Source organism: Mesorhizobium sp. LNHC232B00 (assembly GCF_000502435.1).
GTDB classification, from domain to species: Bacteria; Pseudomonadota; Alphaproteobacteria; order Rhizobiales; family Rhizobiaceae; genus Mesorhizobium; species Mesorhizobium opportunistum.
In genome coordinates this window covers 239,148-263,316 of sequence record NZ_AYWP01000006.1, presented here as the reverse complement: position 1 = coordinate 263,316, position 24,169 = coordinate 239,148, and the positions used below count along the sequence as shown (strand labels likewise).

The 24,169-nt window shown below is 63.0% G+C and carries 23 protein-coding genes; 11 read left to right on the top strand and 12 right to left on the bottom strand.

The window, feature by feature from the left end; all coding sequences use genetic code 11:
• Positions 1–5: 5 nt before the first annotated feature.
• The 4 genes from X743_RS158160 to X743_RS158175 all read left to right on the top strand — a co-directional run bounded on the left by X743_RS158160 (position 6) and on the right by X743_RS158175 (position 4,076).
• A complete protein-coding gene (locus X743_RS158160) occupies positions 6–1,859 on the top strand; it encodes a heavy metal translocating P-type ATPase (protein WP_023765253.1) in 1,854 nt (617 codons plus the stop codon).
• Between the two features lie 28 nt (positions 1,860–1,887).
• The gene (gene trxC / locus X743_RS158165; RefSeq protein ID WP_023765252.1) at positions 1,888–2,337 is read left to right on the top strand and encodes a thioredoxin TrxC; all 450 of its coding nucleotides are present in this window, start codon (positions 1,888–1,890) and stop codon (positions 2,335–2,337) included.
• A gap of 13 nt (positions 2,338–2,350) precedes the next feature.
• Entirely contained in the window at positions 2,351–3,604 is a 1,254-nt protein-coding gene (locus tag X743_RS158170; RefSeq protein ID WP_023765251.1) for an MgtC/SapB family protein, read from the top strand.
• Between the two features lie 85 nt (positions 3,605–3,689).
• Positions 3,690–4,076 (top strand): hypothetical protein, encoded by a 387-nt coding sequence (locus X743_RS158175; RefSeq protein WP_023765250.1) that lies wholly within the window; start codon positions 3,690–3,692, stop codon positions 4,074–4,076.
• A gap of 113 nt (positions 4,077–4,189) precedes the next feature.
• On the opposite strand, the gene X743_RS0135840 is transcribed toward X743_RS158175, so the two are convergent.
• Complete coding sequence (locus X743_RS0135840; RefSeq protein WP_031257648.1) at positions 4,190–4,666, bottom strand: plastocyanin/azurin family copper-binding protein; 477 nt, start codon at positions 4,664–4,666, stop codon at positions 4,190–4,192.
• Between the two features lie 425 nt (positions 4,667–5,091).
• The gene (locus tag X743_RS158180; RefSeq protein ID WP_023765248.1) at positions 5,092–5,589 is read right to left on the bottom strand and encodes a sulfocyanin-like copper-binding protein; all 498 of its coding nucleotides are present in this window, start codon (positions 5,587–5,589) and stop codon (positions 5,092–5,094) included.
• A gap of 255 nt (positions 5,590–5,844) precedes the next feature.
• On the opposite strand from X743_RS158180, the gene X743_RS158185 reads away from it, so the two are divergent.
• Together X743_RS158185 and X743_RS158190 are read left to right on the top strand one after the other, a co-directional pair.
• Complete coding sequence (locus X743_RS158185; RefSeq protein WP_023765247.1) at positions 5,845–6,123, top strand: PepSY domain-containing protein; 279 nt, start codon at positions 5,845–5,847, stop codon at positions 6,121–6,123.
• Positions 6,101–6,694 carry a cytochrome b/b6 domain-containing protein gene (locus X743_RS158190; protein ID WP_348625897.1) on the top strand — a complete coding sequence of 198 codons (594 nt, stop codon included), beginning with the start codon at positions 6,101–6,103 and terminating at the stop codon, positions 6,692–6,694. Before X743_RS158185 ends, X743_RS158190 begins: the two co-directional genes overlap by 23 nt.
• 152 nt (positions 6,695–6,846) lie before the next feature.
• Here the strand turns inward: X743_RS158190 and X743_RS158195 are convergent, their stop codons facing one another.
• Entirely contained in the window at positions 6,847–7,494 is a 648-nt protein-coding gene (locus X743_RS158195; protein ID WP_023765245.1) for a BON domain-containing protein, read from the bottom strand.
• Between the two features lie 227 nt (positions 7,495–7,721).
• Here X743_RS158195 and arcD point away from each other — a divergent pair, with 227 nt between their 5' ends.
• The 4 genes from arcD to arcC are packed head-to-tail and all read left to right on the top strand — an operon-like array spanning position 7,722 to position 12,394.
• Positions 7,722–9,188 carry an arginine-ornithine antiporter gene (gene arcD, locus X743_RS158200; protein ID WP_023765244.1) on the top strand — a complete coding sequence of 489 codons (1,467 nt, stop codon included), beginning with the start codon at positions 7,722–7,724 and terminating at the stop codon, positions 9,186–9,188.
• Complete coding sequence (locus X743_RS158205) at positions 9,185–10,417, top strand: arginine deiminase (RefSeq protein ID WP_023765243.1); 1,233 nt, start codon at positions 9,185–9,187, stop codon at positions 10,415–10,417. Before arcD ends, X743_RS158205 begins: the two co-directional genes overlap by 4 nt.
• A 17-nt stretch (positions 10,418–10,434) precedes the next feature.
• Positions 10,435–11,436 (top strand): ornithine carbamoyltransferase, encoded by a 1,002-nt coding sequence (gene argF / locus X743_RS158210; protein ID WP_023765242.1) that lies wholly within the window; start codon positions 10,435–10,437, stop codon positions 11,434–11,436.
• Between the two features lies 1 nt (position 11,437).
• Positions 11,438–12,394, top strand: a complete 957-nt coding sequence (gene arcC, locus X743_RS158215) for a carbamate kinase (protein ID WP_023765241.1) — start codon at positions 11,438–11,440, stop codon at positions 12,392–12,394.
• A gap of 60 nt (positions 12,395–12,454) precedes the next feature.
• Here the strand turns inward: arcC and X743_RS158220 are convergent, their stop codons facing one another.
• From X743_RS158220 to X743_RS158235, 4 genes are all read right to left on the bottom strand, one after another.
• Positions 12,455–15,652 carry an efflux RND transporter permease subunit gene (locus X743_RS158220; RefSeq protein ID WP_023765240.1) on the bottom strand — a complete coding sequence of 1,066 codons (3,198 nt, stop codon included), beginning with the start codon at positions 15,650–15,652 and terminating at the stop codon, positions 12,455–12,457.
• Positions 15,649–16,611, bottom strand: coding sequence for an efflux RND transporter periplasmic adaptor subunit (locus X743_RS158225; protein ID WP_023765239.1), 963 nt, complete (start codon positions 16,609–16,611; stop codon positions 15,649–15,651). The genes X743_RS158220 and X743_RS158225 overlap by 4 nt, the downstream gene beginning before the upstream one ends.
• A gap of 10 nt (positions 16,612–16,621) precedes the next feature.
• Entirely contained in the window at positions 16,622–16,822 is a 201-nt protein-coding gene (locus tag X743_RS158230) for a DUF2892 domain-containing protein (protein ID WP_023765238.1), read from the bottom strand.
• A gap of 157 nt (positions 16,823–16,979) precedes the next feature.
• Positions 16,980–18,287 (bottom strand): FAD/NAD(P)-binding oxidoreductase, encoded by a 1,308-nt coding sequence (locus X743_RS158235; RefSeq protein ID WP_023765237.1) that lies wholly within the window; start codon positions 18,285–18,287, stop codon positions 16,980–16,982.
• A 271-nt stretch (positions 18,288–18,558) separates the two neighbouring features.
• Between X743_RS158235 and X743_RS158240 the strand changes: the two genes are divergently transcribed.
• Complete coding sequence (locus X743_RS158240; RefSeq protein ID WP_245264206.1) at positions 18,559–18,855, top strand: metalloregulator ArsR/SmtB family transcription factor; 297 nt, start codon at positions 18,559–18,561, stop codon at positions 18,853–18,855.
• 219 nt (positions 18,856–19,074) lie between these two features.
• Here the strand turns inward: X743_RS158240 and atzF are convergent, their stop codons facing one another.
• The 5 genes from atzF to X743_RS158265 are packed head-to-tail and all read right to left on the bottom strand — an operon-like array spanning position 19,075 to position 24,165.
• Positions 19,075–20,925 carry an allophanate hydrolase gene (atzF, locus tag X743_RS158245; protein ID WP_023765235.1) on the bottom strand — a complete coding sequence of 617 codons (1,851 nt, stop codon included), beginning with the start codon at positions 20,923–20,925 and terminating at the stop codon, positions 19,075–19,077.
• Positions 20,922–21,272 carry a cupin domain-containing protein gene (locus X743_RS158250; RefSeq protein ID WP_023765234.1) on the bottom strand — a complete coding sequence of 117 codons (351 nt, stop codon included), beginning with the start codon at positions 21,270–21,272 and terminating at the stop codon, positions 20,922–20,924. Before X743_RS158250 ends, atzF begins: the two co-directional genes overlap by 4 nt.
• Positions 21,265–21,933, bottom strand: coding sequence for an isochorismatase family cysteine hydrolase (locus X743_RS158255; RefSeq protein WP_023765233.1), 669 nt, complete (start codon positions 21,931–21,933; stop codon positions 21,265–21,267). The genes X743_RS158250 and X743_RS158255 overlap by 8 nt, the downstream gene beginning before the upstream one ends.
• A complete protein-coding gene (locus tag X743_RS158260; RefSeq protein WP_023765232.1) occupies positions 21,933–23,459 on the bottom strand; it encodes an ABC transporter ATP-binding protein in 1,527 nt (508 codons plus the stop codon). The genes X743_RS158255 and X743_RS158260 overlap by 1 nt, the downstream gene beginning before the upstream one ends.
• Positions 23,460–23,469: 10 nt before the next feature.
• Entirely contained in the window at positions 23,470–24,165 is a 696-nt protein-coding gene (locus tag X743_RS158265; RefSeq protein ID WP_023765231.1) for an isochorismatase family cysteine hydrolase, read from the bottom strand.
• Positions 24,166–24,169 lie beyond the last annotated feature (4 nt).

The following is a 24,169-nucleotide window of genomic DNA, read 5'->3' as shown; positions in this document are numbered from 1 at the left end:
ATCGCATGAACGAGTCCACCTTGCGACGCGCATTGCTGGTCATTGCCATCCTGGGTCTCGCTATTGGGATTGGAGCGTGGCGAACCGGGCTCGGCCCGCTTGAAGCCAACACGATCTGGACGGTGGCGACCTTGCCCGTGGTGGCGGCTCTCGCCATCTCTATCCTGCGTGATTTCTGGATAGGCCGCTTCGGTGTCGATGCGATTGCGCTGGTGTCAATGTCCGCCGCGCTGCTGCTTGAACAACCCCTCGCGGCAGTGGTGGTCGCGATCATGTATGCCGGCGGCACAGTGCTTGAGGATTTCGCTCGCGGCCGCGCCGAACGGAACCTCAAGGCATTGACCGACCGATCGCCGCGTGTCGCCCATCGGACGTCAACCCGAGGGACAGAGACCATCTCTGTCGAAGACGTAGCTGTCGGTGATGTGCTGTTGGTTCGTGCCGGCGAACTGCTTCCTGTTGACGGCATTCTGCTCGATGCTTCGGCCTCTCTCGACGAGTCGGCGGTGAGCGGAGAACCCCTGCCGGAACGGCGCAGCGCAGGCGATATGCTGCACAGCGGCACCGTCAATGCCGGCGAGACCTTCAACATGCGGGCTTCTGCCCTCGCGGAACAAAGCACTTATGCGGCGATCGTGCGCATGGTCGCTGCAGCGCAGACCGCTAAATCCCCGTTCATTCGCATGGCCGACCGCTTCGCCCTGTTCCTTCTGCCGTTCACATTGCTGGTTTCCGGTGTCGCCTGGTATGTTTCCGGCGACCCAATCAGAGCGCTTGCGGTGTTGGTTGTCGCAACGCCCTGCCCGCTCATCCTCGCCGCGCCCGTTGCCTTCATCGGTGGCGTCTCGCGCGCCGCGCGTGCTGGCATCCTGATGAAAGGCGGCACGGCGCTGGAGGCGCTTGCGCAAGTCCGAACCGCGATCTTCGACAAAACGGGGACCTTGACCATCGGCGGCGCCGAGCTCATCGAAATAGAAGCTGCACCCGGCCGTGACGCCAACCATCTGCTGCAGCTGCTCGCATCCCTGGAGCAGGCCTCGCACCATGTGCTCGCCGACTCCGTCGTCCGGGCGGCGCGCGGCAGACAGCTGATGCTTTCGCATCCCCATGATGTCAGCGAGCATCGCGGCGCGGGCCTGAAGGGCCGGGTCGAAAACATGTCTATTGCCGCAGGATCGCGGGCTCTCGTGCTCGCCGACCAGCCGCTGCCCGGCTGGGCGAAAAGCGGCGAAGAAAAATACCGGGACAATCCCGTGCTTAGGGTTTTTGTCGCCGTCGGTGGAGAGCTTGCCGGGATTTTCACGTTCGGGGATGCCCTGCGCGTTGATGCGCGCGACACAATCGGCAAGCTACGCAAGGCGGGCATCAAGCGCATGATTATGCTCACGGGCGACGACGGCGTGGCGGCCGAGCGGATTTCACGCTTGCTCGCCCTCGATGTCGTCGTCGCCGACGCGACCCCTGCCGAAAAGGTCGCCGCAGTCGAGGCCGAGAAAGCGCAGGCGCCCACAATGATGGTCGGCGACGGCATCAACGATGCCCCTGCGCTTGCGGCGGCAACGGTCGGTGTCGCCATGGGCGCACGGGGTGCCACCGCCTCCTCCGAGGCGGCGGACGTCATCGTGCTGACCGACAGGCTGCAGCCCGTCGCCGATGCAGTCCAGATTGCACGGCGAACGCGATCGATCGCCTTGCAGAGCATCATCGCCGGGCTGGCGTTGTCCGGGCTGGCAATGATTGCAGCGGCCATGGGGCAGATCACGCCGGTTGCCGGAGCGCTGCTTCAGGAAGGGATCGACGTGGCGGTTATCCTGAATGCATTGCGCACCCTTGGCGATGGGCATCTGCGGCGCGCATAGTGATCGAGAACAAAATCGGTGAATGGCCATGGCACAGCAAAATCTGGTGGTTTGCAGCAAATGCGGTGGGGTCAACCGCCTGCCACCCGCTCGCAATGCCAGTGAGGCAAAATGCGGAAGGTGCGGGACCAGGCTGTTTTCGGGGCATCCCGAAGATGTCGACGCCGCTGGTTTCGATCATCAGATCGCGCGCAGCAGCCTGCCCGTTGTCGTCGACATCTGGGCACCCTGGTGCGGCCCCTGCAAGATGATGGCACCGGCCTATGAAGCGGCGGCAAGTGAACTGGAGCCCCATGTTCGCCTGATCAAACTCAATTCCGACAATGAGCAGGCTGTCGCGGCCAGGCTCGGCATCCGTGGCATCCCGACCATGATCCTGTTCCATGGCGGGCGCGAAGTCGCGCGCACATCCGGCGCAATGACGGCAGGCCAGATTGTCAGATGGGTACGTGACCGTCTGCCAACGGTCACCGCCTGAAGTCGTCGCGCCAATGGATCCGCTCATCGCCCGGCTTGGACTGGCGCTCGCAATTGGGCTTCTTGTCGGCTTGGAGCGTGGTTGGCAGGAGCGGGATGCGCCCGATCGCAGTCGCACAGCTGGCATCCGGACATTCGGCATTTCCGGCCTGCTTGGTGGCGTGCTCGCGGCGCTGGCGAGTGCACTAGGCTCGGTATCGGTGCTGGTCGGCGGCTTCATCGCCTTTGCGGCAATCTTCGCCTGGTATAAGGCGCGCGAGGCTGCCCATGACGAAGATTTCAGCGTGACGAGCGTGATCGCGGGCCTAGGCGTCTTTGCCCTTGGGTCACTTTCCGTCGTTGGCGATTATCGGGCCGCTGCCGCCGGTGGCGCGGCATTGGCGGCAATCCTGGCCAGCCGCGAGATCCTGCACGGTCTTTTGAAGCGACTGACCTGGGTGGAACTTCGTTCCGCGCTCATATTGGCAGTGATGACGGCCATCGTCTTGCCCTTGCTGCCAAACCGGACGATGGACCCGTGGGGCGGTTTCAATCCCTGGGAGGTCTGGTTCCTGACGGTGCTGATGGCCTCGATATCATTCGCCGGCTATGTCGCCGTTCGCCTATTGGGAACCACGCGTGGTCTGCTGGTCAGTTCGCTCTCCGGTGCGATCGTTTCTTCCACCGCCGTAACCATGGCGCTTGCCCGCAACGCGATGTCGGCAAGCAACCCCCTGCCGCTTGCCGGAGCCGCTTCGCTTGCTGCCATGGTTTCGGTGCTCCGCGTTTGTGCCGTGGTCCTGATCATCGAGCCAAGCGTATTCTCTTCGGCCGGCATTCCGGCGATTGCCGCGGCGTTCGCCTTCGCTATCTGCGGAGCATTACTGCTCGCGCACGACAGCGGAAATAGTGAAGGCAGCGCTATCGCGCGCAACCCATTCGAGTTGGGTCCGCTCCTGCTGTTCGCCCTGCTGTTTGCGGTTGTCGCGACCGCAAGCGCTGCGTTGGCAGCTCAATTCGGCGGCCGCGGCTTGCTGGGTACCTCGGCGCTGGCAGGCACTTTCGATGTTGACGTCTCGGTGCTCAGTGCCTTGCGACTGATCAAGCATTCGGTCCCAATCGGGACGGTGAGCCAGGCCGTGCTGGTAGCGCTGGCCGCAAACGCGCTCGGCCGCCTGTCGTTCGCAGTATTTGCCGGTCCGGTCAGATTCTGGTTGCCACTCGCTGCCGCAACCCTGGTCGCCGCGACCCTGGGCATCTGCACCTTCTTGTTACTCGGTTCTGGATAGAAGTGCTGCTCTCGCAGCCTTGTTTGACGCGGATCAAGGGCCGCGCCCTAAAACCGCTCCACGAAACTCCGTGAAGGAGTTTGCCATGACCAGTCTGAAAGACCTCACCCCGAATTTCCGCAATGTCCGGTTGCTGCTCGCCCGCGAGAAGGATCATCCGGCAGGCGACCGCGAAGAAGGCTATGACATGCTCGCTCCATTGACCGGCGAAGGCCGGCTCGATGCGGAAGAGTGGAAATCGCACAAGGGCTCTTGCCGTGTTCGCCGGTTTCGTACCGGTGAGGAAGATCTGGTCGGAAGATTGAGGCGCAAGCCCGGCGGGCAATGGTATTTCGACTATGCCGAAGGCGATCGCGACGACGAAATAGGTTTTCATCTCGGCGAGGAACGGTTCGTCACCGGTGAATATGTGTCGATTGCGCGCAACGGCGCCATGCACACCTACCAGGTGGCAAGGGTCGAGCGGCCCTGATGGCTGCCTCCAGGCGGGTCGCTCGAGTTCGATTCTGATCGGGACAACGACGTATACGAAATCAAAAAAGCCGCCGCGCCTTTGGCGCGGCGGGTGCCTCATCAAACCACGGCCTATTTGACCAGGATTGTCGCCCACATTCCGTTCATGAAATGGCCGGGAATGTTGCAAAAGACAGCATAGTTTCCGGGCTTGAGGTCGAGCGTCAGCGATCCGGTTTTGCCCGGATCAAGTTCAGAGACCTCGCCGAGATGGCCCGCCGCATCCTCATTGACGCGATTTTCATTTGCCACATAGGGCAGCGCAGTCTTTTTGACATCGGTCACCGGCACCACAATCATCTCGTGGACTGCGTCCTTGGAGCTGTTTTGAACCTCGAAGGTCACCTTGCCCGCGGGCACGACGGTTTGATCCAGCTTGATTCTCATCGTCGCCATGCTCATGTTTGCCGGCATGCCCATTCCCATCTTTGCGTCGGGGTTCGCGACGCCTCCCTTGTCCCACAGCTTGACGTTTACGATCGTGTTGGCGGAGGCGGGTGCCGACACGGCTAGAAGAACGAAGACCAGTCCGGTCTTGAAAGGTTGCATGTTCGAAAGGCTCCTGATCGCTTGCGGCACAAGCGCGTGTTTGGCAAATCATTGATGGTCGCGGCACCCGGCTAGAACAGCCAAGCTGACAACGCGCTGACAGCGGAGGCAGGCGACCAAGGATGAGGCCGCACCTTCATCAGACGTGGCTAAACCGCCTCACGGTCGTTCCGTTGCGTCATCGTTTCCGTGCGCTATTTGTCGGATAGGTTCGCACGGTAAGCACTCGCTTCGCGAAAAATCTGGTCGGAGCATGATCAAGGGTGAAAACGCAAAACTGAGCTGACGGGACATCGCCTGATGATCTGTCTGCGCTCCAAGCCCGTTTCGCATTCTCGATGATCGCGAGGCTTAAGACGGTCACTCAAGTTCGGCATGGTCGCTGGCATCAACGATAAGACCTACGCGACTTGGATCCCGCAGGGTTACGGATCGACGGTGAATTCGGCCCACATGCCGGCGCCATAGTGACCTGGCACGTTGCAGATGAGCAGGTATTTTCCAGCCTTCAGTTCGACGGTCAAAGTGCCTGATTTGCCAGGATCGAGCTCCGAAACCTCGCCCTTGTCGCCGGCTTTGTCTTCGTCGACCCGGTTCTCGGCCTCAACGTAAGGAAGCGGCTTGCTGGGATCGGCAAGGTACATCACGATCATTTCGTGAACGGTGTCCTTGGAGTCATTCCTCACGTTGAATGTGACCTCCCCGGCCTTCACCGCACCGGGCAAGGCCTTGACGCCCATGGTCGCCTTGGCGAGATCGAGCCCCGGCGCCGCATAGGCAAGACCCGTCGGCATCTCCGTGCTGGCGCCCTTGTCCCACAGGGAGACTTGAACAAGCGCGGCTGCCTGGACGGCGCCGGCATTGCCGGCCATGAGCATTGCGGCAGCGAGTCCGAGCGCTGCACTCCTCAGTATGGCTTTCATAGCGATCTCCTCCAGAACAGCAGCAAAAACGCTTCCCGTCCCGACGGCGATCCTGCCCGTATAGCCACACGCCGTCCTTGCGCCAGATCAAACTGGCTTCCGCAAGGTCATTCGGCGGCGCCGATACAACTGTCAGCCAGTTGTCAGCTTGAATTGGTTATTTCGCACCAATGACGGTGAAATCGCCGTCTGACAGAACCGATCGAAATCCCAGCAGGCGCGGCATCTGCGCCCAACCTCCCGAATGGAGCCATCATGTATCGCACACTCATTATCGCCGCTCTCGCTGGCGTCGTTGCGGGGCCAGCCCTCGCCGCCGGCGGCAGCTGCAGCACCGCCCCGAAATCACAGTTCAAGCCCAAGGCAACGCTCGAGACGCAATTGACCGGCGAAGGTCTCACCGTCCGCCAGATCAAGGTGGAGAAGGGCTGCTATGAAGTCTACGCGGTGGACAAGGCCGGCAAGAAGGTGAACCTGGCCTACAATGCCGAGACCCTTGAAAAGCTCGACAATGCCGAAGCCGGTGAAAACTGATCAGATCATTTCGGCCGCGGACGCGCATCCATCTCCGGAGATGGTGCGCGTCTGGGACCGGGTCGTGCGCAGCTTCCACTGGGCGCTGGTGCTAAGCTTCGTAACGGCTTGGCTCACTTCTCATTCTTCGGAGGACATCCACCATTGGGCGGGCTATGTCGCGGCCGCCCTCGTATCGATGCGGCTTTTGTGGGGTGTCATCGGAACGCCCTATGCGCGCTTCACGCAATTTCTGCGCGACCCAGCAACGGTGGTGCAATACCTGTTGGCGATACTGAGTGGTCGCGAGGCCCGCTATATCGGCCACAATCCGGCAGGTGGGGCGATGGTGATCGTGCTGATCGCAGCCATGGCTTTAACCGCCCTTACCGGATGGCTGATGACCACGGACGCCTTTTTCGGCGTGTCGTGGGTCGAAGCGGCACACAGCCTCGCCGCGCACGGCTTGTTGCTGCTTGTTTTCCTCCACATCGGCGGCGTCGTGCTGGCAAGCTTTCGCCATCGCGAAAACCTGGTTAGAGCCATGGTTACAGGGCAAAAGCGCAAGGCGGAGCCGACCGATATCGCCTGAGCCTGATCTCACCCGACCCAGGTGCGAAATCGAGCCTGTCGATTAGGCGTCCGACCTTTTCGAGCCCCATCGCGCTCATGACACGCTCCTGAGTGGCGCGAGGGACAAGGGAAGCGGATCATGATCGGCTTCCCTTTTGAAGTTCCGATGCATCAGGCGATTGTAATGTGGTCTTCGACCATGCGCACTCCGGGCACAGCCCATGCGGCGCGCTCGGTTGTGCGACGTTCGGCCCAGCTGTTGACCCTACCCTTCAACGTGACCTTGCCGTCGGATACGTTGACTTCTATCGCTCTCGACTCGACTTCGGCGCTGCGTTTCAACGCGTCCTCGTTGCGTTTTTTCACATCCGATGCCGTTGCGTGCGGCAGCACCTCGATGCTGTTGTGAACCCCGAGCACGCCTGCCAGATATCGGATGGCGGCAAACGCTGCCGATCTCTGGGACTGCCACTCCACCTTGCCGGTGAGCGTCACCCAGCCATTCTGGACCCGCACCTGTACCGCGCCATCCGGCACGACCGTATTCCAGCTGATCGAGTGCAGAGCGCGCTTGGCAATTTCGTCGTCGGCAGTCAGATTGCTGCCGGCAGGCCGGACTTCGATTTCCTGCGCGATACCCTTCACACCCTTGACGCGGCGTACCGCCTTTTCCGCGGTCGCCTTTTGCGCATAGGTCGACACATGGCCGGTCAGCGTGACCACGCCGTTGTCGACGGCGACGCCAATGTTGGCCGCGTCGATGCTTGGCTGGAACTCCAGTTCATCGATGATGTCCTGCCTCAAAATAGTGTTGTTCATGGTTGCATCTCTTCTTGTGAGCGGGCCACGCTCGCCCGGTTGAACGAACCGACAATGGAGTGCCGAGTTCGTGTCGACGTTGATGACGATCAAACGATCGCTGGTTGAGTGCGATGCGTGACCTCAACGCACAGCTTTGAAAATCACCTCTTGTTTGACCCGCATCAAAGTTGGCAGTGCGGAACTCCTGTCTATTGCCTCCCATCGCCTCAATTTGGGAGAGCATCATGACTACGGCGGACATCAACATTCCTGTTCGGAAAGCCGCGACCGCGTTGCCGTCAAAACTTCGATTGGGTTCCCTGACCGCACTGGTGATCGGCTCGATGGTCGGCTCCGGAGTGTTCAGCCTGCCGCAGAACATGGCGGCAGGTGCTGGTCCCTTGGCCATCCTCATTGGCTGGGCGATCACTGCGGCCGGCATGCTGGCGCTCGTCTTCGTCTATCAATCGCTTGCCACCCGCAAACCCGAACTCGACGCTGGACCCTACGCCTACGCCAAGGCCGGCTTCGGTCCTTTCATCGGTTTCAACAGCGCCTGGGGCTATTGGATCAGCGCCTGGGTCGGCAATGTCTCCTATGCAGTGATCGTATTCAGCGCCCTGTCGTACTTCTTCCCAGCCTTCGGTGACGGAAACACTTGGCAGGCCGTGCTCGGCGCATCGATCCTGCTGTGGCTGATTCACAGCTTGATTCTTGCCGGCATCCGTCAGGCCGCAGTCATAAACCTGATCGTCACCGTAGCAAAGATCGCTCCCATCGTCCTGTTCGTCGGGGTTGTCGCCGTCGCCTTCAAACTGCAGGTCTGGTCCCTCGACTTCACCGGTCTGGGCAACGCCAGTCTCGGCTCGATCACCGCGCAAGTGAAGAGCACGATGCTGGTGACGCTGTGGGTGTTCATCGGCATCGAAGGCGCCAGCGTGTTCTCCGCCCGTGCAGAGCGTCGCAAGGATATCGCTACGGCGACCGTCCTCGGCTTCTTCACCTGCCTCGCCCTCTATGCACTGGTTTCCCTATTGTCGCTCGGCATCCTCAGCCAGCCTGAGCTCGCAGCGCTGAAGAACCCTTCCATGGCTGGCGTCCTGGAGGCGGTTGTCGGGCCTTGGGGCGCCATCCTCATCAACATCGCGCTTGTCGTGTCGGTGGTCGGCGCCTTCCTGAGCTGGACGCTGCTTGCCGCCGAAATTCCGCATGCCGCCGCCAAGGACGGCACGATGCCGAAGTTCTTCGGCACAGAGAACGAACGCGGCGTGCCGTCGACTTCGCTGTTGATCACCAACCTGCTCGTCCAGGCATTCCTGGTGATCACGCTTTTCGCGCAAAGCACCTACCAGGCGCTGTTCTACATCGCATCGGCCGCAATCCTGGTTCCTTACATCTTTTCGGGAGCCTACGCGGCCAAGCTGGCGCTGACCGGAGAAAGTTACGCGGTTGGCGAGCAACGCACCGGTCCTCTTTTCGCCGGGCTGCTGGCGACTGCCTACGGGCTGTGGCTCGTCTATGCAGCCGGTCCGGCGTATCTGTTCATGTGCGCGATCCTCTATGCCCCTGGCATTCTTTTCTACGTCTGGGCCCGTCGCGAGACCAATCAACGCGTGTTCCATCCTGTCGAAGCAGGGCTCGCCGTCGCCCTGGTCGCCGCCGGTGTCGCCGCAGCCTACCTCATCTGGAACGGGAGCATTAGCCCACTATGAACGCACCTATCACCACGACCAAGCTTGGCGCTTTTTCTGAAGTCGGTCGACTCCGCGAGGTGCTCGTCCACCGCCCCGACCTCAGCCTGCAAAGGCTGACACCGGAGAACTGTAAGGCGCTGCTCTTCGACGATGTGCTTTGGGTCAAGAAGGCACGTCAGGAGCATGATGTTTTCGTCGATGCGTTGCGGGAGCGGGGCGTGCTGGTGCATTCGTTCGGGAGACTACTGGCCGAGACGGTCGGCCTAGTCGAGGCCCGTGAATGGCTTCTCGATCGTCGGGTCCATCCCGGCGTCGTCGGGCTCGACATGGTCGACGAACTGCGCGGATGGCTCGATGAAATGCCGTCAGAGTTGCTTGCGTCCTACCTTGTCGGGGGCATTGCCCGGGCGGAGCTTCCTTTCGAGCCCAAGGGCCTGACGGGAATGACGCTCGCCCCCCAGGATTTTGTGCTGCCGCCATTGCCGAACCAGCTGTTCACCCGCGACAGTTCCTGCTGGATCTACGGCTCGGTCTCCGTCAATTCCATGTATTGGGTGGCGCGGCGCCCCGAAGCGGCCAATGTCGAGGCTGTCTACCGCTTCCATCCTCGCTTTCGCGACAGCGGTATTCCTTTCGTGTCGCCGGACCTGGGGACCGGCACCAGCCTTGAAGGCGGCGACGTTATGCCTATTGGTAGCGGGACTGTTCTCGTCGGCATGGGGGAGCGCACCACGCCGCAAGCCGTTGGCGATCTGGCCCGCAAGCTGTTTGCAGCCGGCGAGGCGACACGCGTGATTGCCGCCTTGATGCCGCGCGACCGCAGTTTCATGCATCTCGACACCGTCTTCACCTTCTGCGATCGCGATCTTGTGACCTTGTATCCGCCGGTGGTCGACCGGTTGCGCACCTTCTCGCTGCGTCCTGGCGATGGCGAGGCGGCGGTCGACATCACCGATGAGGCAAAACCATTCACGACTGTTGTTGCCGAAGCCCTTGGACTGAAAACGCTGCGCATCATCGCCACCGGTGGCGACCGCTACGAGGCCGAGCGCGAACAATGGGACGATGGCAACAATGTCGTTGCCGTCGAGCCCGGCGTGGTTATCGGCTACGACCGCAACGTCTACACCAACACACTTTTGCGCCACGCAGGCGTCGAAGTGATCACCGTCGAGGGGGCTGAACTCAGCCGCGGCCGCGGCGGCGGCCATTGCATGACCTGTCCGATCGCTCGCGACGCGATTTGACCTGAAAGGAATTCTCCATGTCGACCAATCTTCACGGCCGCTCCGTCCTGACGCTGGACGATCTCAGCGCCGAGGAAATCCGCTTTCTTCTCAAGCTGGCCGCCGATCTCAAGGCGGCCAAGCTCGCCGGTCACGAGATACCGCGTCTGATCAGGAAAAACATAGCCCTGATCTTCGAGAAGGATTCGACGCGCACGCGCACGGGTTTCGAAGTCGCGGCCTACGACCAGGGCGCGCACGTCACTTACTTTGGCCCCAGCGGCAGCCATATTGGCCACAAGGAATCCATGAAGGATACAGCGCGTGTGCTCGGCCGCATGTATGACGCGATCGAATATCGCGGCTTTGGCCAGCACCAGGCTGAATTGCTTGCCGCGCATGCCGGCGTGCCCGTCTACAACGGCCTCACCGACGAAGCGCATCCGACGCAGATCCTCGCCGATCTCATGACCATGCGCGAATACACGCACAAGCATCTTTCGGACATGACAGTCACCTTCGTCGGTGAAGGCCGGGACAATGTCGCGTTGTCGCTGGCACTAGGCGCAGCCAAGGTCGGTATCGACATGCGCATCGCTTCGCCGAAGGAACTTTGGCCGGACGAGGAATTCTGCGCCCATGTCCGGAACCTGGCTCAACGCAGCGGTGGCCGTTTCCGGCTCGACGAGAATGTGACGGCCTGCGTCCAGGGGGCAGATTTCATCTACACCGACGTGTGGATGTCGATGGGCGAGGACAAATCGGCCTGGGCCGAGCGCATCCGGCTTTTGGTGCCCTACCGCGTCACCAGCGAGGTGATGGCTGCCGCCGGCAATCCCCATGTCAAATTCATGCATTGCCTTCCGGCATTCCACGACACCGATACCGAGATCGGCGCATTCATCGCGAAGGAATATGGCATCGATTGCATGGAGGTCACCGACGAGGTGTTCGAATCGGCTGCGTCGATCGTCTTTGACCAAGCCGAAAACCGGATGCACACGATCAAGGCGCTGCTCGTCGCCACGATCGGCAATTGAGATGCTGATCGTCGTTGCGCTCGGCGGAAACGCCCTGCTGCGTCGTGGAGAACCGATGACGGCGGAGAATCAGCGCGCCAACATCAAACGCGCCGCATCCGTGCTCGCGGAACTCATCGGCGAAGGACACTCGGTTGTGGTTACGCACGGCAACGGCCCGCAAGTGGGCCTGCTCGCGCTCCAGGCGGCTGCCAATCCGGGCGACGGGGCGTTTCCACTCGACGTGCTCGGGGCCGAGAGCGCCGGCATGATCGGATATGTGATCGAGCAGGAACTCGGCAACCTCCTCAAGCGAAGGCTGTTCGCGACCCTGCTGACACAGCTGACAGTGGACCCGCACGATCCGGCTTTCGTTCATCCGACGAAGCCGATCGGTCCGGTCTACGATGAGGCAACCGCACATAGGCTTGCCAATGAGCGAGGCTGGCAGATAGCGCCCGATGGCGACAAATGGCGCCGCGTCGTGCCTTCGCCCAAGCCGCTGGTGATCCTGGAAGCATCGGTGATCTCGTTCCTGGTCGAGCGCGGCGTGATCGTCATCTGCACCGGCGGCGGCGGGGTTCCAGTAATAGCCCGTGACGACGGCAGTCTTTGCGGTGTGGAAGCGGTTATCGACAAGGATCTGGCAAGCTCGCTTCTCGCTCGCGAGTTGAAGGCAGACATGCTGCTGATGCTGACGGATGTCGACGCCGTCTATGCTGACTATGGGACAGCCGCCGCTCGTGCGCTCCGGCGCGTGAGCCCCAAGGAGCTATCGGGGAGGACTTTTCCGGCCGGCTCCATGGGGCCAAAGGTCAGCGCTGCAATCGAATTCATTGAAGCGACAGGCAAGTCTGCCGCAATCGGCAAGCTCGATAACGCCCTTGAAATTGTCAGAGGGGAACGCGGCACCTGGTTCGAAGCCAGCGCTCTATTCCCCCAGAAACCTTGGGCTACCGGCACGACACCGAGGACGTAATTGGTGCCATAGCCTTTGGCGCATTTCGGGCACATCGTACGGGAGAAATACCGCGCGGGTTCACGTGCGCAGCACCTGGTAGATCGCGGGGATGACCAGCACCGTCAGCAGCGTCGAGGAGGCCAGGCCGAACAGCAGCGAGATGGCGAGCCCCTGGAAGATCGGATCGGCCAGGATCACGGCCGCGCCGATCATGGCGGCAAGTGCCGTCAGCAGGATCGGCTTGAACCTGATCGCGCCGGCCTCGATCAGGATCTCGCCCAAGGGCCTGCCCGGCGATGCCGCGTGCCGGATGAAGTCGACCAGCAGGATCGAATTGCGCACGATGATGCCGGCCAGCGCGATGAAGCCTATCATCGAGGTAGCGGTAAACGGCGCACCGAACAGCCAGTGTCCGCCGAGGATGCCGATGAAGGTCAGGGGGATCGGCGTCAGGATCACCAGCGGTACCTTGAACGAGCCGAACTGGGCGACGACCAGGATGTAGATGCCAAGCAGCGCGACGCCGAAGGCTGCGCCCATGTCGCGGAAGGTCACCCAGGTGACTTCCCATTCGCCGTCCCACAGAAGCGTCGGCCGGCTCTCATCCTCCGGCTGGCCGTGCAGCGAGATTGCGGGTTTCTGCAGGCCGGTCCAGTCCTGAGCGTCGATGGCCTTGCTGACCGCGAGCATGCCGTACAGCGGCGCTTCGAAGCTGCCGGCAAGTTCGGCTGTCACCATTTCGACGGCGCGGCCATTGTGCCGGAACACCGGGAAAGAGGCGCGTTCCGGCGCCACGCGCACGACGTCGCCCAACTCGACGACGCCGCGGTCGCCAGGCAGTACATTCGCCGGAATGGGCGTGGTCAGGAAGCGCTCGTCGAGCGTCCTCTCGCCCTTCTTCCGCTCGATGCGGATCGGGATCGGCTGGCGGCCGCCGGCGCGATTCGAATAGCCGACGGTCTTGCCGCCGTTGAGGATGGCGATCGTATCGAACACGTCGCTCTCCTCGACATGGAAGAACTCGGCATTGTCGGTAGAAACCGTGGTGCGCAGCCGGCGCGCCGGCTGTCCCCAGGAATTGTCGACATCGACGATGAACGGCACTGAACGAAAGGCCGCCTCGACCTTGGCCGCAACCTTACGGCGCGTCTCGCCGCCTGGCCCGTAGACCTCGGCCAGCAATGTCGCCATGACGGGTGGTCCCGGCGGCGGCTCGACGACCTTCAGGCTGGTGCCCGCGGGAACGGCGATCGAGGCGATGCGGCGGCGAATGTCCAGCGCGATGTCGTGGCTGGAACGGCTGCGTTCCGACTTCGGCGAGAGGTTGATCGCGACATCGCCCTGCTGCGGCGCGCTGCGCAGAAAGGAGTGCCTGACAAGACCGTTGAAGTTGAATGGCGCCGGGGTTCCGGCATGCGTCTGGGCCGACCTGACTTCGCCGAGTTCGAGAACCTTGCCGGCGACCGCCTGCGCTACCTGATCGGTCGCCTCGACAGAGGACCCTTCCGGCAGATCGATGGTCACCGAGAGTTCGGACTTGTTGTCGAAGGGCAGTAGCTTGACCGTGACATGCTCGGTGTAGAAAAGCGCGAGCGCGCCAAGCGTCAGCACGCCGACGGCAAGCAGAAATGTCCAACTGGCCGTCTTTGACGACAGTATGGGCCTGGCAACGGCAGTGTAGACGCGGCCCAGCATGCCGCCGCCGGCGTGGCCTACATCGGCATGCACCGGCGCCCGTCCGACGATCTTCAGCATCAGCCACGGCGTCACCATCACCGCGACGAAGAACGAGAAGATCATTGCCGCCGATGCATTAGCCGGGATCGGGCTCATATACGGGCCCATCATTCCCGAGACGAACAGCATCGGCAGCAGCGCGGCAACCACGGTCAAGGTGGCGACGATGGTCGGATTGCCGACTTCCGCCACCGCCTCGATCGCCGCTTGCCGGCGGTCGCGACCGTCGCCCATCGCCCAGTGCCGGGAGATATTCTCGATCACCACGATCGCGTCGTCGACTAGGATGCCGATGGAAAAGATCAGCGCGAACAGCGAGACGCGGTTCAGCGTATAGCCCATGACGCGCGAGGCAAACAGCGTGAGCAGGATGGTGACTGGGATGACGATCGCCACCACCATGGCCTCGCGGAGGCCGATGGCGATCCAGACCAGCACGATGATCGAAATCGTCGCCAGGCCGAGATGATAGAGGAGCTCGTTGGCTTTTTCGTTCGCCGTCTCGCCATAGTCGCGCGTAACCTCGACCGACAGGTCGGCGGGGATCAGGCTGCCCTTCAGCATCTCGACCCGGCGCAGGATCGCCTCGGCGACCGACACCGCGTTGGAGCCTGCGCGTTTTGCAATGGCGACGGTTACCGACGGCACCCGCGTCACGCCCGTTGCGGACTTTGTGAGTGTCGAAACAACCACGTCGCCGGTGTCGGTCGCGAAGGCGACGTCGGCAACGTCGCGGACATAGACCGGGCGGTTGTCGCGCGAGGTCAGCAGCAGATTGCCGATCTGGTCCGGCGAGCCCAGCGTCTCGCCGGCGACGATGTCGATCTGTTCGCCCGCATCGCGCACCCGTCCCGCCGGAAAGGCCTTGTTTGCGCCTGAGACCTTTGCCGCAAGCTGCTGCAAGGTCACACCGTAGAGGGCGAGCTTTTCCGGGCTGGGGTCGACGCGTATGATCTCGCCGGTGTCGCCGACCAGATAGGTCAGGCCGACATTGTCGATCTTGGCGATCTCGGTGCGCAGTTCGCGCGCGATGCGGGTGAGATCGTTCGCCGTCAGACGTCCGGCCGCCTCAGGCTTTGGCGACAACGTCAGCGTGACGATGGCGACATCGTCGATGCCGCGTCCGATGATGAGCGGCTCGGGCACGCCGATGGGAATGCGCTCCATATTTGCGCGGACCTTGTCGTGGACGCGCAGCACCGCTGCGTCCGACGACGTACCGACGACAAAGCGCGCGGTGACCATCACCTGGTCGTCGCGGGTTTGCGAATAGACGTGCTCGACACCGTCTATACCCTTGACGATCGTCTCCAGCGGTTCGGTGACCAGCTTGACGGCATCGTCGGCCTTCAGGCCGTCGGCGCGCACGAAGATATCGACCATCGGCACCGAAATCTGCGGTTCCTCCTCGCGCGGCAACGTGAGCAACGCCACCAGCCCGAAGGCAAACGCAGCAACCAGGAACAGCGGCGTGAGCGGCGACCCGATGAAAGCTCGGGTCAGCCCACCCGCGAAACCGAAGCTAGCAGGACCTTTCATGGCGTGATCACGACATCGCCAGGCGCAAGACCGGTCAGGATCTCGACATAATCGCCGTCGGCTCGCGTCATCCGTTCACCAGGCACTACCGCCCGCTCGGTCTCCACGCCGGCCGCAGTGACGCGGACGAAATCGATCCCGGAGCGGGTCGCTACCGCCGAAGTCGGGACCAGCAGCGCGGAACGCTCGGCGACCGGCAGTTCGACCAGCACCCGGGCGCCGATGAAATCTGTATCGAGATTGTCGACCTCGACGTCGGCGATGACGCGGCCATTTTCGATCTGCGGATAGATCTTGGCGAGGCGGCCGGCTGACTCCTTGCCGCTGGCATTGATGCGGATTGCGGCGCCCTGCCTCAGTGTCGCCGCATACCGCTCCGGAACGGCCAGCCGCAGGAACACGCCGCCGCCGCCGATGGTCGCCACCACTTCACCGGCCATGATCACTGCACCGCGTGTGACCGGCACGGTCAGCACGCGACCGTCGCCGGGGGCAAAGACATCGCCTTCGGCAGCCTGCTGGATGATCACCGAACGCTGGGCCTCGGTCGCGGCAAGCTGGTTGCGCGCGACGTCGACCTCGGTGCGGAGCTGATCGAGACGTTGCGCGGTCATCACGCCCTTGTCGACCAGAGTCTGGCCGCGGGTCAGTTCGGACTGCGCCGTTTCCAGTTGTGCCTGCAGGGCGCGAAGCTGCGCGTCCAGCGCCGCAACCTGAAAGGCGATCTTGTCGTCCTGGACGGTGGCGATCTTCTGGCCGGCCTTGACCGGCTCACCCTCGGTGATGGCCAGGTCGACGACGAGGCCGCCGACGCGTGCCCGTGCCGGAACAGTGTCGCGCGCTTCGACACCGCCATAGACCGCCTTCCATTCGGTCACCGTTGTCGGTGCGAGCGTGAGCGTGCCGGCCAGCGCCGGAGAGGCCGCCAGCAACGCGGCGAACAAAAGAAGCATGCGCATTCCGATGGTCCTAGAACGCGCATCCCGGCTTGACGCCGAGTTTCTTGAAGACGATGGCCGCGGGGCAGAACCCGGTGAACACCGACTGCAGCATGTTGAGCCCAACGAAGACTGTCAGCCAGACAAACAGCGGCGAAACCCAGGCAGTCAGCGCGACCGACAGCAGCACCATGATGCCGGCAAACGCAAGAACGGAACGATCGAGTGACATCATCATCTCCATTTGTATATGATCATATCTAAATATATGAATGTTATCGTTGGCTGCAAGAGGCGTCGCCATCGAATTTGCCGCTGGCGGCTGCGGACCGTTCATGTGCCCGCCAGTCGCCATCCGGGGAAAGGCCGGCGGTGCCGGCTCGTCCCGGTCAGGCAGCCGGCGCATCCGCGGACGCCTCGATCTTGATCTGCTTGAGCTTGTCGATACCCAGCACCTGCAGCGCGAGGCGCTCATAGAAGGGTTCGGACTTTCCGGCTCTTATCTTGTGCAGGAAATACTTCTCGAAGCCGACCTTGGCGGTGTGCACCCATTTGCCGGAGGACGACCAGTTGACGTTGCGGGGCGGGATTTGCGGCTGCGCCACGAAGGCGACGCCGGAATCGCCGAAATCGGCTAGGCAGACTGCATTCCACGTGCCCTGGGCGTCGGGCTCTTCCCCCTTCACCAGCCGGCCAATGTTGCGGGCCGTCGCCGTCACCATGGATTCGATCATGAAGCCGGTCTTCGGCACACCAACCGGAACCGGCGTCTTGCCGACCGGCGAGATAGCGACACAGACGCCGACCGCGAATATCTCGGGGAAGGCAGGGTTGCGCTGGTGCTTGTCGACAAGGATGAAGCCACGCGGGTTGGTGAGGCCCTCGATGCCGCGCACCGCCGCCACGCCGCGGAATGCCGGCAGCAGCATCGCATAGACATACGGCAATTCATGCGCCTGCCTGACCAAACCGTCGTCGGCGATCTCCTGGACGAACATCTTGTCCAGATCGACCTTGTCCACCTTGGCGTTGCATATCCACTTGATGTGATGCTGGCGCATCTCGCTCTCGAGCAGGGCTTTGGTGTCGCCGACGCCGTCGAGGCCGAGATGGCCGATATAGGGTTCCGAGGTGACGAAGGTCATGGGAACGCGATCGCGCACCTTGGCGTCGCGCAGCGCCTTGTCGAGGATGAAGGTGAATTCGTAGGCCGGCCCGAAACAGGACGCGCCCTGGACCGCGCCGATGACGACTGGACCCGGCCTGGCGACGAGCGCGTCGAAGGCCGCCTTGGCCTTGAGGGCGTGATCGATGTGGCAGACCGATTGCGTGTTGTGCTCCGGCCCGAGGCCTTCGATCTCGTCGAAGGCGAGTTCGGGGCCCGTGGCGATCACAAGATAGTCGTAGGGGACCCTGCCCCCGTCATTGAGTTCGATGGACCGTTCGGCCGGGTGAATGCGCCGCGCCCCTTGCGGATGAAACCCGATGCCGCGGCGTGCCAGGACCGGAGCGAGGTCGACTTCGACCGCCTCCTTATCGCGCCAGCCGACGGCAACCCAGGGATTGGACGGCACGAAAGAATAGTGGCTGCCGTTGTTAACGACCGAAACCTTGTGTTCCTTTGCCAGTTCATCGCGAAGCTCGTAGGCCATGATGGTGCCTCCCAGTCCGGCACCCAGGACGACAATATGCGCCATGCTCTTCCTCCTTTGCGGCGTCGCTTGCAGCGATGCCGACGTTTTCGGTCTCCAAGGCTCACGGGCAGCGTTGCCCAGTCTGCGCCATCGCGGTCTGCGCCATTGCGGTCGGCTGCGACTTGATGCGGATCAATAAGGCTGCTTGGACCGGATTGCCGTTCGCATCGATCCGCTGGCTTGACAGGCGCCAGCGCCAAACTATTATTATTTGTAACTCTTAATATGATAATGTGTTCATATGCGCAATATAGAAATTATCGAATTGGGCAAGATGGCGCGGGAAGCGTCCGAGTTGCTCGCGGCCATGGCCAACGAGAAGCGCCTGATGATCCTGTGCCATCTGCTCGATGGCGAGACTAGCGTCAACGAACTGGCCGATCTGGTCGATATGAACCAGTCAGCGCTCTCGCAGCAGCTTTCAAAATTGCGAGCGCTCAAACTTGTGGACACAAGGCGTGATGCCCAGCAGGTCTACTACCGGCTGGCTTCGTCTAAAGTCGAGCGAATCCTGCAAACGCTCTACGGCATCTATTGCGATCCCGAGGCCAGAACGGCCAAGACAAGGTGACGGCGTAGGACGCCGACGATAGCAAAAGAGCGCCTCCTCAATAGTGGGTGTTGCGATGTAGCGGTCTCCCGCTACCAAAACTCATTAAACCCTCAACGCCCGCGCAACCTGGCCACAGGGGTTCATGAGATAGCGAAGCGTTTGTGGGCCTGCTGGTCGAGAGGACACCTCCACCGGCGTGCCAATAGGCAAGTCCGGCAAGGCAAGTCTGCACGACGGTCAGATCGGGACGCCAGCGGGCCAGTCCTGTCGCTTTTCACTTTGATCGGCCATGTCTTTGCCGCGTGCGACAAAGCGGCGCCAGCCGCCATAGGCCGAGATGTCGGTGGCCGCCGACAGGCCTGCTGTTTCGGCGAGAAATCCCTTCGCCAACGTTCCATCATCGAGCTCGATCGTGCCGATGCCGAGCGGCGGCGGGATGGCGGCGACGAAGCGGCCGAATGCAGCCGCATCAAGTCGCCAGACCTCGACGTCGATCCGCATGCCGCCATCGGCAACGCGGATCAGCCCGGGCTTCGGCACCAACTGGCCGGCCAGAGCATAGAGCTTGTAGGCGGCGGCGGTCCTGGTCGCGCGCCCGAACTGCGCGCCAAGCTGGTTGAGCTGGCCGTTGAGCGGCATGCCCGACAGATGCGCGCCGACCACCACTAGGTCGATCAGGCCGTCGCCACGCGGCTGGGCGGCTGGCTGCAGGCCGGGCTGTGGCCAGTCTGTGGCGCCGAGCGGAAGGCCGCTCGCCGCATGCAGGTCGCGGGCGAGCATCGCCGTCAGCGCATCGCAGCCGGCCGGCGCCAGCAAGGTGACGCTCATCGGCAGGCCGTCGCCGCGCTTGCCCGTCGGCACGGCGATGCCGCACATATCGAGCAGGTTGACGAAATTGGTATAGGTGCCGAGGCGGCTGTTGGTCTCGACGGGATCGGCCAGCACGGTAGCAGTGGTATAGTGCGTTGGGGCGGTCGGCACGCAGAACAGGTCGACCGAGGCGATGACCGGGGCGAGCTTCGCCTTATAGCCCTGCAACGCGTAGAGGCCGCGGAAGGCGTCCGCCGCCGACAGGTTCCTGGCGCCGCCGATGATCTTGCGCGTCACCGGATGCAAGGCGGCTTCATTGGCCTCCATGAAATCGCGGATCGCCGCATAGCGCTCGGCCACCCAGGCGCCCTCATAGAGCAGGTTGGCGGTGGCGTAGAAATCGCCGAAGGGGATTTCTACCAGCCGGCAGCCAAGCCGCGACAACATGGCAAGCGAAGCTTCGAATCCAGCTTGCATGGCCGTATCGCCGAAGAATTCGAGGTCCGCTTTTGCAGGCACGCCGACGGTCAGCACCGGCTGGAGCGTGGCGAGCGGCTGGACGGCGATGTCACGCGAATAAGGATCGGCAGCGTCCCGCGCGGCGGCAACGAAGAACACCCTATACGCATCATCGACGGTCAGCGCGAACACCGAGATGCAATCGAGCGTGCGGCAAGCCGGCACGACGCCGGCGGCCGACAGCGCGCCGACCGTCGGCTTCAGCCCGACGATGTTGTTGAGGCCGGCCGGAATGCGGCCGGAGCCGGCGGTGTCGGTGCCAAGCGCGAAGGAGACGATGCCGCGCGCCGTCGCGACCGCCGACCCCGAGGAGGAGCCGCCTGGCACAAGCGTCTCGTCGATGGCGTTGCGCGGGATCGGCCATGGCGTGCGCACGCCGACGAGGCCGGTGGCGAACTGGTCGAGATTGGTCTTGCCGACGACCAGCGCACCGGCCGCTTTCAGCCGCGCCACGACGGTGGCGTCTTTCTCGGGCCAATAGGTGTATTCGGCGCAGGCGGCCGTCGTGGGCAGGCCCGCGACGTCGATGTTGTCCTTGACGGCGAAGGGAATGCCCCAGAGCGGCTTTGTCGCCGGGTCGAACGGACCGAGTGCCGTGGCCTCGACAAGGAGATCCGCCTTGGCGGCGAGATGGATGAAAATGCCTGGGTCGTCGGCCGCTTCGATGCGGGTGTAGATCGTCGCGATCACATCACCAACGGCGAGGCCTCCCCGATAGGCTGCGTGCAGGCTCGCTATGTCGAACTGGATATCGCTCATTTCGTCTCCCCCAGAATGATCACCGGCAGGTCCCACTGGATCAGCACGACGCAACCGTCCTTCGTCCACACCGAATGCTCGGTGCCGACCGGGTTGAGGATGACGCTGCCGGCGGGATAGTCGCCGTTCTCGTCGCTCTGGGTGCCTTCCAGCACGACGATGGTTTCCAGCCCGGCATGCCGGTGTCGCGGCACGCTGGCGCCGGACCGATATTTCAGGATCGCGACCGACGGCTCGACCGGCCCGCCCTTCAGCAGCCAGTGCACGCTGATGCCGTCGCGGAAATGTTCGAACGCGAGATCGCGCCAGCCGCCGTCGAGCAGGCCGGCAAAGGCAAGATTAGGCATTGGCAATTCCCTCGAGCACCTGGTCGGTCGTTGCCGTCCAGCCGACGATGGCGCCCTGCGCCCGGATCATGGCTAGTGCCGCCGCCTTGAATTCGGGAAAGTAGCTTTCCGTCGCGTCCTCGGCGAGCAGGCACTCATAGCCGCGGTCGTTGGCTTCGCGCATCGTCGTCTGCACGCAGACTTCGGTCGTCACCCCGGCAAAGACGAGGTGCTGGGCGCCGAGCCGCTTGAGGTCGTCACCGAAGCTGGTCGCATAGAACGCGCCCTTGCCCGGCTTTTCGATCACGATCTCGCCGGGCAGCGGCGCAAGCGCGTCGAGGATCGCCGTACCCGGCTCGCCGGCGATCAGCACGCGGCCCATCGGGCCGGCATCGCCGATGCGGATCGATGGATTGCCGCGGTTGCGCTTGGCCGGCGGCAGGTCTGAAAGATCGGGCCTGTGGCACTCCATGGTGTGGATCACCGGCAGGCCGGCGGCGCGAAAGCCCTCGATCAGCCGCTTCACCGTCGGAACGATCGCCACGACCCGGCTGACGTCGTTGCCGAGGCTGGCGCCGAAGCCACCGGGCTCGGCAAAATCGCGCTGCATGTCGATGACGACCAGCGCCATGGTGCGCGGCTTGAAGGCAAATGGGAATGGCTGCGCTGCGATTTCAGCCATCAATGATGTCCCGCCATGTGCTCGCCGATCGTCTGCACGCTCGCCTGCGCGATCGATGTCTCGTAAACCAGCGCGCCGTCGGACATGACGAGGATGCGATCGGAGAGTTCGAGCAGTTCGTCGAGATCCTCCGACATCAAAAGCACGGCGGCACCGGCATTGCGCGCCTTCATGATGCGGGCGCGGATCTCGGCCACGGCCGAGAAGTCGAGACCGAAGCACGGGTTGGAGACGATTAGCAGATCGACCTCGCCGGTGAGCTCACGAGCGAGCACGGCGCGCTGCACATTGCCGCCCGACAGCGAGGCGATCGGCGAGGACAGCGATGCGGTCTTGACCTTGAACTGCTCGACCAGGCGGGCGCTGAATGTCCTGATGGCACCGGCACTGATCCAGCTCACCGGCTTGCCGTTGCCGTCGATATCGAAGGTGCGGAAGGAGATGTTCTCGGCCACGGTCATCTTCGGCGCGCAGGCGTTCTTCAGCGGCTCCTCCGGGATGAGGCGGACATTGAGCGCGCGCGCCTCGGCGCGCGTCGCCGCATAGGCGGTGCCGCGCACCAGGACTTCGCCGGTATCGCGCGGGCGCTGCCCGGCCAGCACTTCGAGGAATTCCTTCTGGCCGTTGCCGGAAATGCCGGCGATGCCGACGATCTCGCCCGAGCGCACGCCGAGATCCTCGATGCGGATCGACTTCAGTCCGGTGCGGTCCGGCGCCTTCAATGCCCTGACTTTCAGCACGATCTCGGCGTTCGGCTTCGTCTCAGCACGGCTGTCGAGAGCGGCGATCGGCTGGTCGCCGATCATCATCGCCGCCATCTGCCTGTGGTCGAGGTCGGCGACGCGGCCGGTGCCAGTCAGCCTGCCCTTGCGCAGCACGCTGACGTCGTCGGCGAAGGCCGTCACCTCATGGAACTTGTGCGAGATCATCAGCACGGTGAGGTCGCCCGCCTTGGTCATGGCGCGCACCAGACCCAGCACTTCCTGCGCCTCGGCGGGCGTGAGTACGGAAGTCGGCTCGTCCAGCACCAGGAAGGAGCGGCCGAGATAGAGCTGCTTGACGATCTCCAGCTTCTGCTTCTCGCCGGCGGCAAGCTCGGCCACCTTCACATCGAGCGGCAGTTTGAACGGCATCCGCTCCATGAACCGGGCAAGGCCGGCGCGCTCCTTGCGCCAGTCGATGACCCCAGGCACTTTTTCGCGCGAAATGACCAGGTTCTCGGCGCCGGTCAGCGACGGCACCAGCGTAAAATGTTGATAGACCATGCCGAGGCCGAGCGCGGAGGCATCCCTGGGGCCGGCGATCGCTGCCTCGCGGCCATCGACCAGCATGTCGCCTGATGTCGGGTGGTAGAAACCCATCATGCATTTGACCAGCGTCGACTTGCCGGCGCCGTTCTCGCCGAGCAGCGCGTGGAAGGAGCCGGCGGGAACCTTGACCGAAACATTGTCGAGTGCGGTGAAGGCGCCGAAGCGCATTGTCATGCCGATGGTCTCGACGCCAACCGCTTTCCTGGTCCCGCTCATGGCAATTTCCTCACGGTAGCTGTGCGACGAGCGAGGCTGCGCTCGACACCGCGCCGAAGACGCCGCCCTGCATCTTGATCATCTTGATGGCCGCCAGATGATTGCCGTAGTCGGTGGCGCCGCAGCAATCCTCCAGCATGACGCATTCGAAGCCGCGGTCGTTGGCCTCGCGCATGGTGGTGTGGACGCAGACATCGGTGGTGATGCCGGTGAGTACGATGTTGTCGATGCCGCGCTGGTTGAGGATGAGTTCCAGGTCGGTGGCGCAGAACGAGCCCTTGCCCGGCTTGTCGATGATCGGCTCGCCCTCGGCCGGGTAGAGGTCGGGGATGATGTCCCAGCCCGGCTCGCCGCGCACCAGGATGCGCCCGCAGGGACCGGGATCGCCGATGCCGGCATTGATGCGGCGCGAGCGCCAGCGCTTGTTGGCCGGCAGGTCGGCGAGGTCGGGCCGGTGGCCCTCGCGAGTGTGGATGATGGTGTAGCCCTTCTCGCGCATCGCCGACAGCACCGACTTGATCGGCTCGATCGGGGCGCGGACCAGCGACAGGTCGTAACCCATGTGGTCGACATAGCCGCCCGGCCCGCAGAAATCGGTCTGCATGTCGATGATGATCAGCGCGGTGTTGTCGGGCCTGAGATCGCCATTGTAGGGCCATGGATAGGGATCGGCCTCGATGTAGCGCTGCCCGGTTCTGGCGTTCATGGCA

What these genes read in the sequence shown, in the direction of transcription:
- X743_RS158160 (WP_023765253.1), top strand. Translation starts at nt 6, where the DNA reads ATGAACGAGTCCACCTTGCGACGCGCATTGCTGGTCATTGCCATCCTG.
- trxC (WP_023765252.1), top strand. Translation starts at nt 1,888, where the DNA reads ATGGCACAGCAAAATCTGGTGGTTTGCAGCAAATGCGGTGGGGTCAAC.
- X743_RS158170 (WP_023765251.1), top strand. Translation starts at nt 2,351, where the DNA reads ATGGATCCGCTCATCGCCCGGCTTGGACTGGCGCTCGCAATTGGGCTT.
- X743_RS158175 (WP_023765250.1), top strand. Translation starts at nt 3,690, where the DNA reads ATGACCAGTCTGAAAGACCTCACCCCGAATTTCCGCAATGTCCGGTTG.
- X743_RS0135840 (WP_031257648.1), bottom strand. Translation starts at nt 4,666, where the DNA reads ATGCAACCTTTCAAGACCGGACTGGTCTTCGTTCTTCTAGCCGTGTCG.
- X743_RS158180 (WP_023765248.1), bottom strand. Translation starts at nt 5,589, where the DNA reads ATGAAAGCCATACTGAGGAGTGCAGCGCTCGGACTCGCTGCCGCAATG.
- X743_RS158185 (WP_023765247.1), top strand. Translation starts at nt 5,845, where the DNA reads ATGTATCGCACACTCATTATCGCCGCTCTCGCTGGCGTCGTTGCGGGG.
- X743_RS158190 (WP_348625897.1), top strand. Translation starts at nt 6,101, where the DNA reads ATGCCGAAGCCGGTGAAAACTGATCAGATCATTTCGGCCGCGGACGCG.
- X743_RS158195 (WP_023765245.1), bottom strand. Translation starts at nt 7,494, where the DNA reads ATGAACAACACTATTTTGAGGCAGGACATCATCGATGAACTGGAGTTC.
- arcD (WP_023765244.1), top strand. Translation starts at nt 7,722, where the DNA reads ATGACTACGGCGGACATCAACATTCCTGTTCGGAAAGCCGCGACCGCG.
- X743_RS158205 (WP_023765243.1), top strand. Translation starts at nt 9,185, where the DNA reads ATGAACGCACCTATCACCACGACCAAGCTTGGCGCTTTTTCTGAAGTC.
- argF (WP_023765242.1), top strand. Translation starts at nt 10,435, where the DNA reads ATGTCGACCAATCTTCACGGCCGCTCCGTCCTGACGCTGGACGATCTC.
- arcC (WP_023765241.1), top strand. Translation starts at nt 11,438, where the DNA reads ATGCTGATCGTCGTTGCGCTCGGCGGAAACGCCCTGCTGCGTCGTGGA.
- X743_RS158220 (WP_023765240.1), bottom strand. Translation starts at nt 15,652, where the DNA reads ATGAAAGGTCCTGCTAGCTTCGGTTTCGCGGGTGGGCTGACCCGAGCT.
- X743_RS158225 (WP_023765239.1), bottom strand. Translation starts at nt 16,611, where the DNA reads ATGCGCATGCTTCTTTTGTTCGCCGCGTTGCTGGCGGCCTCTCCGGCG.
- X743_RS158230 (WP_023765238.1), bottom strand. Translation starts at nt 16,822, where the DNA reads ATGTCACTCGATCGTTCCGTTCTTGCGTTTGCCGGCATCATGGTGCTG.
- X743_RS158235 (WP_023765237.1), bottom strand. Translation starts at nt 18,287, where the DNA reads ATGGCGCATATTGTCGTCCTGGGTGCCGGACTGGGAGGCACCATCATG.
- X743_RS158240 (WP_245264206.1), top strand. Translation starts at nt 18,559, where the DNA reads ATGGCGCGGGAAGCGTCCGAGTTGCTCGCGGCCATGGCCAACGAGAAG.
- atzF (WP_023765235.1), bottom strand. Translation starts at nt 20,925, where the DNA reads ATGAGCGATATCCAGTTCGACATAGCGAGCCTGCACGCAGCCTATCGG.
- X743_RS158250 (WP_023765234.1), bottom strand. Translation starts at nt 21,272, where the DNA reads ATGCCTAATCTTGCCTTTGCCGGCCTGCTCGACGGCGGCTGGCGCGAT.
- X743_RS158255 (WP_023765233.1), bottom strand. Translation starts at nt 21,933, where the DNA reads ATGGCTGAAATCGCAGCGCAGCCATTCCCATTTGCCTTCAAGCCGCGC.
- X743_RS158260 (WP_023765232.1), bottom strand. Translation starts at nt 23,459, where the DNA reads ATGAGCGGGACCAGGAAAGCGGTTGGCGTCGAGACCATCGGCATGACA.
- X743_RS158265 (WP_023765231.1), bottom strand. Translation starts at nt 24,165, where the DNA reads ATGAACGCCAGAACCGGGCAGCGCTACATCGAGGCCGATCCCTATCCA.